Here is a 12,387-nt window from a genome sequence, read left to right as displayed (position 1 = left end):
GCAACTGCCATGACAATGCAGTGATGGAGAACTTCTTTGGCATCCTCAAAAGCGAGATGTTTCATCGAACGAAATTCAGCAGCGTCGACCAGTTACAGCTCGCGATCACAAGCTACATCGAATACTATAATTGCAAGCGCATTAAATCGAGGCTGAAGGGCCTGAGTCCTGTGAAGTACAGGATTCGGTACGCGATCAGCTAGTTATCCTCGCTGTCCAACATTTGGGTGGCACTTCAGACCTGACCCCCACCCCACTAGAAAAATATGATTTTTGCATGACCGAATCTATAATGACGGCCTTGCCGCCATTTCCAGATCGTCGTCCATGCCCTTCCGCAAAGAACCTCCCTTCAGCCACGGCACCGTGGCGCGCAGCGCGATCGTGCTGGTCAACCTCGGCACCCCGGACGCGCCGACCCGTTCCGCCGTCCGCCGCTACCTGAAGGAGTTCCTGTCGGACCCGCGCGTGGTCGAAATCCCGCGCGCCGTCTGGTGGTTCATCCTCAACCTGATCATCCTGCCGTTCCGCTCCGGGAAGTCGGCCGCCAAGTACGCCAGCATCTGGACCCGCGACGGCTCGCCGCTGAAGGTGCACACCCAGGCCCAGGCGACGCTGCTGCGGGGCGCCCTCGGCGAACGCGGGCACGACGCGCTGCGCGTGACGATGGCGATGCGCTACGGCTCGCCATCGCTGCCCGAGGTGCTGGACAAGCTCAAGGCCGAGCACTGCGAACGCATCGTCATCCTGCCGGCCTACCCGCAGTACTCGGGCACCACCACCGGCTCGATCTACGACGCCGTGTTCGCCCACTACAAGGACGTGCGCGACCTGCCCGAGCTGCGCATGGTGAAGCACTACCACGACCACGACAGCTACATCGAGGCGCTGGCCGACACCGTGCTGAAGCACTGGGAGGCCAATGGCCGCGGCCAGAAGCTGGTGATGAGCTTCCACGGCGTGCCGAAGCGCACGCTGCTGCTGGGCGATCCGTATCACTGCGAATGCCACAAGACGGCGCGCCTGCTGGCCGCCAAGCTGCGCCTGAAGCCCGGGGACTACGTGGTGACGTTCCAGTCGCGTTTCGGCAAGGCCGAGTGGCTGCAGCCGTACACGGCGCCGACCGTGCAGCAACTGGCGCGCGATGGCCTCCAGCGCGTGGACGTGATCTGCCCGGGCTTCACCAGCGACTGCCTGGAGACGCTGGAGGAGATCGCGATGGAGGTGAAGCACGACTTCATTGCCGCCGGCGGCAAGGAGTTTCACTATATTGAGTGCCTGAACGAGGAGCCGTCTTGGATCGCCGGGCTGGCGGAGATCGCGGAGCAACACCTGATTGGCTGGCCGACCATGATGACGGCGGCGCAGCGCGACGCGGAGAAGAAGGAAGCGGATGTCGGCAGGGAGCGGGCGGTAGCTCTGGGCGGGCAGTAGCGTCGAAGCCGGTGTCAGGTTCGACGAACCTGACCCCTGTTACAATGCCGGGCTTAGGACAACGCCAACTCGCAATAGCAGATCACGGCCATCGCAAGCAGCGAGTAGGCGACGACGCTGGCGGAAATCAGTTGCAGCTTCATGACGGGCTCCTGGCCAAGGCCGCGCGATCAATTCGCTGCGGAAACCTTGTCAAACGCATAGTAGAGCCGAAGTCTGTTCAGGAAAGATTCCGTTCCGTAAAAGTTGTAACAAAAGTTACGACGGAATCCGCGAATACCCCTTGAATTTGTACGGCATACCCCCATCTGGTGCGCATTGTGATGAGAGCGACATCTCACGTCCACCGCCAAGTCTTTGATTTTAGGAGTGTTTCGATGCAAGACCAAGAAAACCAAGAAGTGTCCCAGCCGATCGAAGGCGAGGGCGAAGCGACCCCGACCCCGGCTCTGAACGAGCTCGAGCAGCAGCTGAGCGCCACCGAGGCCAAGCTGGCCGAAATGCACGACGCCTTCATGCGCGCCAAGGCCGAAGGCGAGAACATCCGCCGCCGCGCCCAGGAAGACGTCAGCAAGGCCCATAAATTCGCTGTGGAAAGTTTTGCCGAGGCGATGCTGCCGGTGCGCGACAGCCTGGAAATGGCCCTGAAGGTCGAGACCCCGTCGATCGAGTCGCTGAAGGAGGGCGTCGAAATGACGCTCAAGCAGATGACCGCCGCGTTCGAGAAGAACCGCCTGGTCGAGGTGATGCCGGCCGTCGGCGACAAGCTCGACCCGATGAAGCACCAGGCCGTGGCCGTGGTGCCGGCCGAGCAGGAAGCCAACACGGTGGTCAATGTGTTGCAAAAAGGTTACATGATTGCCGATCGCCTGCTGCGTCCGGCGATCGTGACGGCGGCGCAAGCGAAATAAAAGCACGCTGCCGCGCCGCAAGCTCTTGAAAGCACGCGGTTCTTCCACATATTCGAATAATCAAAAACTGAGTAACACATAAAAGGAAAAAATCATGGGCAGAATTATCGGAATCGACCTGGGAACCACCAACTCCTGCGTCGCGATCATGGAAAATGGTCAGCCAAAGGTAATCGAGAACGCCGAAGGCGCGCGCACCACGCCGTCGATCATTGCTTATCAGGACGATGGCGAGATCCTGGTTGGGGCGCCGGCCAAGCGCCAGGCTGTGACCAACCCGAAGAACACGCTGTTCGCCGTCAAGCGCCTGATCGGCCGCAAGTACGAAGAGAAAGAAGTCCAGAAGGACATCGCGCTGATGCCTTACCAGATCGTCAAGGCCGACAACGGCGACGCCTGGATCGGCGTGCGCGACAAGAAGCTGGCGCCTCAGCAGGTGTCGGCTGAAGTGCTGCGCAAGATGAAGAAGACCGCCGAAGACTACCTCGGCGAAGAAGTCACCGAAGCGGTCATCACCGTGCCGGCCTACTTCAACGACTCACAGCGCCAGGCGACCAAGGACGCCGGCCGCATCGCGGGCCTGGACGTCAAGCGCATCATCAACGAGCCGACCGCGGCCGCGCTGGCGTTCGGCCTGGACCGCACCGACAAGGGCGACCGCAAGATCGCCGTGTATGACCTGGGCGGCGGCACCTTCGACATCTCGATCATCGAGATCGCCAACGTCGACGGCGAGAAGCAGTTCGAAGTGCTGTCGACCAACGGCGACACCTTCCTCGGCGGCGAAGACTTCGACCAGCGCATCATCGATTACATCATCGACGAGTTCATGAAGATCAACGGCCTGGATCTGAAAAAAGATCCGATCGCCCTGCAGCGCATCAAGGCTTCGGCCGAGCGCGCGAAGATCGAGCTGTCGTCGGCTGCCCAGACCGAAATCAACGAGCCGTACATCGCCATGGCGAACGGCGCGCCGGTCCACCTGAACCTGAAGATGACCCGCGCCAAGCTGGAGTCGCTGGTCGAAGAGCTGATCGCGAAGACGATCGAGCCATGCCGCACCGCGATCAAGGATGCCGGCGTTAAGGTCTCGGACATCGACGACATCATCCTGGTGGGCGGCATGACCCGCATGCCGAAGGTGCAGGAGAAGGTCAAGGAATTCTTCGGCAAGGATCCACGCAAGGACGTGAACCCGGACGAGGCGGTTGCCGTCGGCGCCGCGATCCAGGGCTCGGTGCTGTCGGGCGAGCGCAAGGACCTGCTGCTGCTGGACGTGACGCCTCTGTCGCTGGGTATCGAAACCCTGGGCGGCGTGATGACCAAGATGATCCACAAGAACACCACGATTCCGACCAAGTTCTCGCAAGTGTTCTCGACGGCCGACGACAACCAGCCTGCGGTGACCATCAAGGTCTACCAGGGCGAGCGCGAAATCGCCGCCGGCAACAAGGGCCTGGGCGAATTCAACCTGGAAGGCATCCCGCCGGCAGCACGCGGCACGCCGCAGATTGAAGTGACCTTCGACATCGACGCCAACGGCATCCTGCACGTCGGCGCGAAAGACAAGGCCACCGGCAAAGAGAACAAGATCACCATCAAGGCGAACTCCGGCCTGACCGAAGACGAGATCCAGAAGATGGTGAAGGACGCCGAGCTGAACGCCGCGGAAGACCACAAACTGCGCGAGCTGGCCGAGTCGCGCAACCAGGCCGACTCGCTGGTACACTCGACCAAGAAGTCGCTGACCGAATACGGCGACAAGCTGGAAGCGGGCGAGAAGGAAAAGATCGAAGCGGCCATCGCCGACCTGGAAGGTTCGCTGAAATCGGCTGACAAGGCCGAGATCGACGCCAAGGTCGCGGCGCTGTCGACGGCATCGCAGAAGCTGGGCGAGAAGATGTACGCCGACCAGCAGGCGCAGCAGCAGGCAGCCGGCGGCGGCGCCGAAGGCGGCCAGCAGCCAGGCGGTTCGGATGCCGGCGCCAAGCAGGACGACGTGGTCGACGCCGACTTCAAGGAAGTCAAAGACGCCAAGTAATACGCAGCATGGGTTGTATTAAAATGCCGAGCCGCTCACCCGGCTCGGTTTTTTTGCATATTGAGATAGTGTACTCAGACAGACAGCAAGGTGCCTAAAGATGGCAAAGCGTGATTTTTACGAGATCCTCGGGGTCGCAAAGGGTGCTTCGGAAGACGAGATCAAGAAGTCTTACCGCAAGCTCGCGATGAAATACCATCCGGACCGCAATCCGGACAGTAAGGAATCCGAGGAAAAGTTCAAGGAAGTCAAAGAAGCCTACGAGATGCTGACCAATCCGGAGAAGCGCGAAGCGTATGACCGCTACGGTCACGCGGGCGTCGATCCGAATGCGGGCGGCGGCGGCTTCGGCGGGGGCGCCGGCGGTTTCGGCGACGCGTTCGGCGACATCTTCGGCGACATTTTCGGCGGCGGCCGTGGCCGCAGCGCCGGCCCGCAGGTGTACCGCGGCGCCGACCTGCGCTACAACCTCGAGATCACCCTCGAGCAGGCCGCGCATGGCTTCGACACCACGATCCGCGTGCCGAGCTGGGACAAGTGCGACACCTGCCACGGCAGCGGCGCCAAGCCTGGCACCTCGCCGACCACCTGCTCGACCTGCGCCGGCCACGGCCAGGTGCGCATGCAGCAAGGCTTCTTCAGCATCCAGCAGACCTGCCCGAAATGCCACGGCAGCGGCAAGGTCATCACCGACCCGTGCGCGCCGTGCGGCGGCCAGGGACGGATCAAGCGCAACAAGACGCTGGAAGTGAAGATCCCGGTCGGTATCGACAACGGCATGCGCATACGCTCGTCGGGCAACGGCGAGCCGGGTACCAACGGCGGGCCGCCGGGCGACCTGTACGTCGAGATCCACATCAAGCCGCACGCGGTGTTCACGCGCGACGGCGACGACCTGCATTGCGAAATGCCGATCTCGTTCGTCAAGGCCACGCTGGGCGGCGATATCGAAGTGCCTACGCTGTCGGGCAAGGTCTCGTTCACGATCCCTGAAGGCACCCAGTCGGGCAAGACGTTCCGCCTGAAGGCCAAGGGCATCAAGGGCGTGCGCTCCGGTTACGCGGGCGATCTGTTCTGCCATGTCGCAGTCGAAACGCCGGTCAAGCTGACCGACAAGCAGAAGGATCTGCTGAAGGAATTCGAGCGGCTGACCGTCGAAGGCGGATCGAAGCACAGCCCGCAAAGCAAGGGATGGATGGACAAGGTGAAGGACTTCTTCGAGTAACAAGTCCACAAGCCGCCTGGAGACGCGAGTCCCGGGCGGTTTTTTTCATCGAACTCAAATCAATAGGACTCATATGGTTAAGACTCCCGCCGGCCTCACCGTCGCCGACCTCCTGGAACGCAACCGCGAATGGGCTGCGTCGATGATCGAGAAGGACGCCAGCTTCTTCAAGGACCTGGCGTCGCAGCAGGCTCCGGAATACCTGTGGATCGGCTGTTCCGACAGCCGCGTGCCGGCCAATGAACTGGTCAACATGGCGCCGGGCGAGCTGTTCGTACACCGCAATATCGCCAACGTCGTCGTGCACTCCGACCTGAACTGCCTGAGCGTGCTGCAGTTCGCGGTCGACGTGCTCAAGGTCAAGCACATCATCCTGTGCGGCCACTACGGCTGCTCCGGCGTGGCTGCGGCGCTGAACGACACCCGCGTCGGCCTGGCCGACAACTGGCTGGGCCATGTGCGCGACGTGCGCGACAAGCACGGCAAATATCTCGGCAATGTCGCCGGCGCCGCTGCCGCCAACCGGCTGGTGGAGCTGAACGTGGCCGAGCAGGTGATCAACGTGGCGCAAACCACGGTGGTGCGCGATGCCTGGGCGCGCGGCCAGCCGATCACCATTCATAGCTGGGTCTACGGGGTGCACGACGGCCGCTTGCGCGACCTCGGCATCACCGTCAGCAGCAATGAGGAAATCGCGCCGAAGCTCGCCGTGGTCCTCAATAGCTACGGCGGCGAGGCGTCGGCGTGAATGGCGAGCTGGCGCAGTTGCGCGACATCGTCCGGCAGTTCGTCGACGAGCGTGACTGGGATCAGTTCCACACGCCGAAGAATTTATCGGCGGCGCTGAGCGTCGAGGCGGCCGAGCTGCTGGAGCATTTTCAGTGGTTGAAGCAGGGCGATGCCGCGGAGCTGGGCGAGGCCAAGCTGCGGGAGGTGCGGCACGAGATGGCCGACGTGCTGGTGTATCTGATCCGCCTGGCGGACAAGCTCGATGTGGATTTGCACGCGGCGGTGCTGGAGAAGATGGTGCTCAATCGCGCCAAGTATCCGGCCGACCTGGTGCGCGGCGATATGCGCAAGTACAACGAGTACAAGAGCCGCTGATCAAAGACCGGGGTCAGGTCCGCCGGACCTGACCCTGCGGTTGACGCAGCCGCTTCCGGATTCGCCAACAAGCGCACTCCCAGTAGCATTTCATAGCTATTCGTCCGCAAATCCCGAGCCTATCATGGTCCTTCACGAGTACGCTCGAACCGGGACGGACATGGGAAATCACCGAATGCCAGGGCCTCTTTGCACGCTGGACCAGCAGGAAACCTGGGATGACGATATTTCGGGCTTGACCGGAATGTCCCATGCGGGTCCTCTGTGCGGGCATGCTCTCCATTCCCAGACCGCACCAGCGGGCAGCGTGCACGCAGCTCATCATGCGGACCTGGAATCTCTGTTCCACGCCTGTCTCAATCCCCGACGTGGATTGAGCGAAAACGATTACTGGGATGCGGCCAAGGCGAAGCCGGGGCGATGATGGCATATCTCTTCGCGACGATTGCGCTGGCGCTGGCTCCGGCCCCGGCCCCGGCTCTCGCACACGGCGAGGTGCGTGGCATGTGCACTGCAAGGGAAACTGTTTATTTTTCGTGCCCGACCGCAGGCGCGAAGTCGGTCAGCCTGTGCGGCGCCCCCGGCCATCTCCAATACCGCTTCGGCAAACCGGGCAAGCCGGAATTTTCATTTCCGTCGGACGGAAACGACGGCGCCCGCGTCATGCGCCTCGCGCACTACTTCCGCCATCAGGTAGATCGGACCGAAGTCTCCTTCAGCAATCAGGGAAATGAATACTCGCTGTACGACTACACGGAGGACGGCAAGCGAAGCGCCGGCGTTCGCGTCGTGACGGCGGCGGGGAAGGAAGTCGATATCGCCTGCGGCAACCAGGTTCAAAGCCAGCTGGGCAAACTCGATGGCGTTCTGGCGTGCGATGCGGACAATGCGCTCACCATGGGCGCCTGTCCGGCGAAAAAATAAAATGGGGACTGGTCCCGCAGACCTGTCCCCATCTGGCGTTAGATCCCGCCCATGCAGATGTACTTGATGATCAGGTAGTCGTCCATCCCGTACTTTGAGCCTTCGCGGCCCAGGCCCGACTGCTTGACGCCGCCGAACGGCGCGATCTCGTTCGAGATCAAACCGGTGTTCACGCCCACCATGCCCGACTCCAGCGCCTCGGCCACTCGCCACACGCGCCCGATGTCGCGCGCATAGAAATACGCGGCGAGCCCGAACTCGGTGTCGTTCGCCATCGCGATGACTTCTTCCTCTGTCTTGAAGCGGAACAGCGGCGCCAGCGGCCCGAAGGTCTCTTCGGTCGCCACCATCATGTCCGAGGTCACGTTGGTCAGCACGGTCGGCTGGAAGAAGCTGTGACCCAGCTCGTGGCGCTTGCCGCCTGCCACCAGCTTGGCGCCCTTCGACAACGCGTCGGCGATGTGCTGCTCGACCTTGACGACGGCTTTCTCCTCGATCAGCGGACCCTGCGTGACGCCAGGCTCAACGCCGTTGCCGACCTTGAGCTTGCCCACCGCCGCCACCAGCTTTTCGGCGAACTTGTCGTAGATCCCGTCCTGCACGTACAGGCGGTTCGCGCACACGCAGGTCTGGCCGGCGTTGCGGTACTTCGACGCGATCGCGCCTTCCACCGCGGCATCGACATCGGCATCGTCGAACACGATGAACGGCGCGTTGCCGCCCAGTTCCAGCGACAGCTTCTTGATGGTCGGCGCCGACTGCGCGGCCAGCAGGCGGCCCACCGCAGTCGATCCGGTGAAGCTCATCTTGCGCACGATCGGGTTGGTGGTCATCTCAAGGCCGATCGATTTCGAGTCGCCCGTGATCACGCTGAACACGCCTTTCGGCACGCCGGCGCGCTCGGCCAGCACCGCCATCGCCAGCGCCGAAAACGGCGTCAGCTCGGCCGGCTTGACGACGATCGGGCAGCCGGCGGCCAGCGCCGGGCCGACTTTGCGGGTGATCATCGCGGCCGGGAAGTTCCACGGCGTGATCGCCGCGCAGACGCCGATCGGCTCGCGCGTGACGACCATGCGGCGGTCCGCCCACGGCGACTGCAGCGTGTCCCCGGCGATGCGCTTGGCTTCTTCGCCGAACCATTCGAAGAACGACGCCGCGTAGGCGACTTCGCCTTTCGCTTCCGGCAGCGGCTTGCCCTGCTCCGCGGTCATGATCAGCGCCAGGTCGTCGGCGTTTTCCAGCATCAGGTCGTTCCACTTGCGCAGGACCGCCGCGCGCTCCTTGGCGGTCTTCTTGCGCCACGCCGGCCACGCCGCGTTGGCCGCGTCGATCGCGCGCTTGGTCTCGGCCGCGCCCATGTGCGGCGCCGTGCCGACCGTCTCGCCGGTGGCCGGATTGGTCACGGTGAAAGTCGACGCGTCGTTCGCGTCGCACCATTCGCCGTCGATATAGCATTGCTGGCGCAGCAGGGAAGGGTCTTTCAGGTTGAGCATCGTAGCCTCTCGATCAGGGTGTAGTCCAATATGGTAGACCTTTTTGACACGTCGCGTTGGGGCCTGTCGATTGCGGGTCTATAATCAAGCTATCACTGATAGCAAAGCCGGAGGCTGGTATGGCGCAACTTCTTGTTCGTGAATTAGACCAAGATTTGGTGGATGCCCTGAAACGTCGCGCGGCGTCTCGAGGCCGCAGCGCGGAAGCGGAACACCGGGAAATCCTCAAGCTGGCGCTCGTGGGCCAGCCGGAGAAACGTTCGTTTAAGGAATTTCTTACTTCTATGCCTTATTTCGACGACGACGATTTGTTAGACGTTCGATAAGTCTTGCATGGCTTACCTTCTCGACACAAACGTCATTTCGGAGATCCGAAAAGGAGACAGATGCAATTCGGGCGTTCGCGATTTCTTCGAGCGCACTGACAGTGCCGAGCTCTTCTTGCCTGTGCAGGTAATCGGCGAGATACAGGCCGGCATCGCGAAAGCCAGCAGGCAGAGGGATGCTCGCAAAACCGTCGTGTATGGGCACTGGCTCGACGCCTTGTGCCAAGAGTATTCCGACCGTATCGTCGATTTCGATTTGGACTCCGCGCAATTGTGGGGCATGCTTCTTTCGAGTCAAAGGAAGGACCCGCACACAATCGATAAACAGATTGCCGCTATTGCCATGATTCGGGATATGACGCTTGTCACACGTGACAGCGGTGCGGGATTCGCCACGATCGTGGATCGAGGATTGAAGCTATTGGATCCCTTCGTCGAGTAATTCCTATGCTGTGCATGACGAACCCGCGCTTGGGCTGCATCATGCAGCCCATTCCGCAAATTATGCAATCTATCGCATAGCTGTCCACAGTCTCAAGCTGTAGGCGCCCCCTCCGGTCAACCGTGTTGGCACACTTGGCGCAATAACAGTAAACTTTTGACAAGAGTTTCTAACGTTACGCCTTGCGCGCCGGATCCATTTTCGATTTATGATGGATCCGACTGCGTCCATACCCACACGGAAGACCAGCATGCGCCGCCCCATCGTCCTCGTCCCAGCCTGCAGCAGCAAGATCGGATCGCACCAGTACCACGCGGTGCAGGACAAGTATATCGACGCCGTCGTCAAAGGTGCCCACTGCGCGCCGCTGATCGTGCCGGCGCTGGGCGACGCGCTCGAACTGGAGACGATGCTGGCCGCCTGCGACGGCGTGATGCTGACCGGCTCCGCCTCCAACGTCCACTCCAGCCACTACGGCGAGGACGTGCTCGATCCTGAATTGCCGCAGGACCCAGCGCGCGACGCCACCACCTTGCCGCTGATCCGCGCCGCGATCCGTCGCGGCATCCCGATCCTGGCCATCTGCCGCGGCTTCCAGGAGATGAACGTGGCGCTCGGCGGCAGCCTGCACCAGGCAGTGCAGAGCGTCGAGGGCAAGATGGACCACCGCGAAAATCCCGACCTCCCGCTCGACCAACAGTACGCGCCGGCGCACAAGGTGTCGCTGACGCCGCTCGGCGCGATGGCGCAGATCCTCGGCCCCGACGACATCATGGTCAACTCGCTGCACGGGCAGGGCGTCAACCAGCTGGCGCCCGGCCTGGCGATCGAGGCGCGCGCCGCCGACGGCCTGGTCGAGGCGTTCTCGGTGGCCGGCGCGCCCGGCTTCTCGCTGGCGCTGCAATGGCATCCGGAGTGGCGCATCACCGAAAACGCAGTGTCGATGAAGCTGTTCGGCGCCTTCGGCAAGGCCTGCCGCGAGTACCAGGCCGCGCGCGGGAGGCCCGCATGAGCCTCTGTGAAAGATGGGCCGCCCTGCGCGAGCCTTAGCTTCGCCGTCGACTCTTCCCGCCCGGCGCCATGCGCCGGCCGATCCAGACAATTGAGAGAACACGATGGCTATCCGCGAAAATTTTACTTACACCGACATGGACTTGTGGCTCAACGAAAAACGAGTCACCGAAATCGAATGCCTGATCCCCGACCTGACCGGGGTCGCCCGCGGCAAGATCATGCCGCGCGCGAAATTCACCCAGGAGCGCGGCATGCGCATTCCCGAAGCGGTGCTCGGCATGACCGTGACGGGCAACTACCCGGTGGGCGACGCGCCGTACGACCGCGCCATTTCCACCACCGACCGCGACATGATCCTCAAGGCCGATCCGACCACCATCACGATGGTGCCGTGGGCGGTGGATCCGACCGCGCAGGTAATCCACGACTGCTATTTTTCCGACGGCGCGCTGGTCGACTTCGCGCCGCGCACGGTGCTGCGCCGCGTCCTCAAGCTGTATGCCGACAAGGGCTGGAAGCCGGTGGTCGCGCCCGAACTCGAGTTCTACCTGACCGCCAAGAACATCGATCCCGACCTGCCGCTGCGGGCGCCGATCGGCCGCAGCGGTCGCGCCGAGACCAGCCGCCAGGTCTACAGCATCGACGCCGTTAACGAGTTCGATCCGCTGTTCGAGGACATCTACGACTACTGCGAAATGATGAACCTCGACGTCGACACGCTGATCCACGAGATCGGCGCCGGCCAGATGGAGATCAACTTCCTGCACGGCGACCCGATGGGACTTGCCGACAAGGTGTTCTTCTTCAAGCGCACCTTGCGCGAGGCCGCGCTCAAGCACGACATGTACGCCACCTTCATGGCCAAGCCGATGGCCGGCGAGCCGGGATCGGCGATGCACGTGCACCAGAGCGTCATCGACGTCAAGACCGGAACGAACATCTTCAGCAGCGAAGACGGTTCGGCCGCGCCGATCTTCAAGCACTACATCGGCGGGCTGCAGCGCTACATGCCGTCGGCGATGGCGATCGTTGCGCCCTACGTCAACTCGTACCGCCGCATCGTGCGCCACACCGCGGCGCCTATCAACATCCAGTGGGGCATCGACAACCGCACGGTGGGCTTCCGCGTTCCCGAGTCGGGCGTGCATGACCGGCGCGTGGAGAACCGCATCATCGGCGCCGACGCCAATCCGTATCTCGCGCTGGCCGTGACGCTGGCCTGCGGCTATCTCGGCATGACCGAGCAGCTCGAGCCGACGCCGATGATGAGCGGCAGCGCCTACGACATGCCGTTCGAGCTGCCACATAGCCTGCCGGAGGCGCTGCACCTGTTGCGCGGCGAGGACAAGCTGCGCACCGTTCTGGGCGACCGCTTCATCGACGTCTACGCTGCCATCAAGGACCTGGAGCACCAGGAATTCATGACCGTCATCAGTCCGTGGGAGCGCGAGCACCTGCTGTTGCACGTGTAAG

13 protein-coding genes are annotated in these 12,387 nt (G+C 62.5%); 12 read left to right on the top strand and 1 reads right to left on the bottom strand.

Translation table 11 applies throughout. The annotated features are described in order from the left end of the window. The 8 genes from AC1D02_RS20960 to AC1D02_RS20925 all read left to right on the top strand — a co-directional run. On the top strand, positions 1-203 hold a 203-nt coding region (locus AC1D02_RS20960; RefSeq protein ID WP_477316271.1), incomplete at its 5' end, for an IS3 family transposase. Between the two features lie 124 nt (positions 204-327). Further along, on the top strand, positions 328-1,434 hold the full coding sequence (hemH, locus tag AC1D02_RS20955) for a ferrochelatase (RefSeq protein ID WP_477320402.1): 1,107 nt from the start codon (positions 328-330) through the stop codon (positions 1,432-1,434). A gap of 377 nt (positions 1,435-1,811) precedes the next feature. Continuing rightward, positions 1,812-2,345 (top strand): nucleotide exchange factor GrpE, encoded by a 534-nt coding sequence (gene grpE, locus AC1D02_RS20950; RefSeq protein ID WP_477320401.1) that lies wholly within the window; start codon positions 1,812-1,814, stop codon positions 2,343-2,345. A 94-nt stretch (positions 2,346-2,439) separates the two neighbouring features. Then, positions 2,440-4,386, top strand: coding sequence for a molecular chaperone DnaK (gene dnaK / locus AC1D02_RS20945; protein WP_477320400.1), 1,947 nt, complete (start codon positions 2,440-2,442; stop codon positions 4,384-4,386). Positions 4,387-4,486: 100 nt separating this feature from the next. Continuing rightward, positions 4,487-5,611, top strand: coding sequence for a molecular chaperone DnaJ (gene dnaJ, locus AC1D02_RS20940; RefSeq protein ID WP_477320399.1), 1,125 nt, complete (start codon positions 4,487-4,489; stop codon positions 5,609-5,611). 73 nt (positions 5,612-5,684) lie between these two features. Continuing rightward, entirely contained in the window at positions 5,685-6,359 is a 675-nt protein-coding gene (gene can, locus AC1D02_RS20935) for a carbonate dehydratase (RefSeq protein WP_477320398.1), read from the top strand. After that, positions 6,356-6,715: a nucleotide pyrophosphohydrolase gene (locus tag AC1D02_RS20930; RefSeq protein WP_477320397.1), complete on the top strand. Its 360-nt coding sequence runs from the start codon at positions 6,356-6,358 to the stop codon at positions 6,713-6,715. The genes can and AC1D02_RS20930 overlap by 4 nt, the downstream gene beginning before the upstream one ends. A 420-nt stretch (positions 6,716-7,135) precedes the next feature. Beyond that, entirely contained in the window at positions 7,136-7,639 is a 504-nt protein-coding gene (locus AC1D02_RS20925; RefSeq protein WP_477320396.1) for a hypothetical protein, read from the top strand. A 38-nt stretch (positions 7,640-7,677) separates the two neighbouring features. Here the strand turns inward: AC1D02_RS20925 and gabD are convergent, their stop codons facing one another. Next, positions 7,678-9,132, bottom strand: a complete 1,455-nt coding sequence (gene gabD, locus AC1D02_RS20920) for an NADP-dependent succinate-semialdehyde dehydrogenase (protein WP_477320395.1) — start codon at positions 9,130-9,132, stop codon at positions 7,678-7,680. Between the two features lie 119 nt (positions 9,133-9,251). Here gabD and AC1D02_RS20915 point away from each other — a divergent pair, with 119 nt between their 5' ends. From AC1D02_RS20915 to AC1D02_RS20900, 4 genes are all read left to right on the top strand, one after another. Further along, positions 9,252-9,458: a FitA-like ribbon-helix-helix domain-containing protein gene (locus tag AC1D02_RS20915; RefSeq protein WP_477320394.1), complete on the top strand. Its 207-nt coding sequence runs from the start codon at positions 9,252-9,254 to the stop codon at positions 9,456-9,458. A 7-nt stretch (positions 9,459-9,465) separates the two neighbouring features. Next, entirely contained in the window at positions 9,466-9,900 is a 435-nt protein-coding gene (locus AC1D02_RS20910) for a PIN domain-containing protein (RefSeq protein WP_477320393.1), read from the top strand. 250 nt (positions 9,901-10,150) lie between these two features. Further along, positions 10,151-10,912, top strand: a complete 762-nt coding sequence (locus AC1D02_RS20905) for a gamma-glutamyl-gamma-aminobutyrate hydrolase family protein (protein WP_477320392.1) — start codon at positions 10,151-10,153, stop codon at positions 10,910-10,912. Positions 10,913-11,015: 103 nt separating this feature from the next. Then, positions 11,016-12,386: a glutamine synthetase family protein gene (locus AC1D02_RS20900; RefSeq protein ID WP_477320391.1), complete on the top strand. Its 1,371-nt coding sequence runs from the start codon at positions 11,016-11,018 to the stop codon at positions 12,384-12,386. Position 12,387 lies beyond the last annotated feature (1 nt).

This window comes from Massilia sp. P1_C10, from assembly GCF_056406475.1.
Note: the sequence above shows the minus strand (reverse complement) of the source record. Positions and strands in the feature narration are given on the sequence as shown.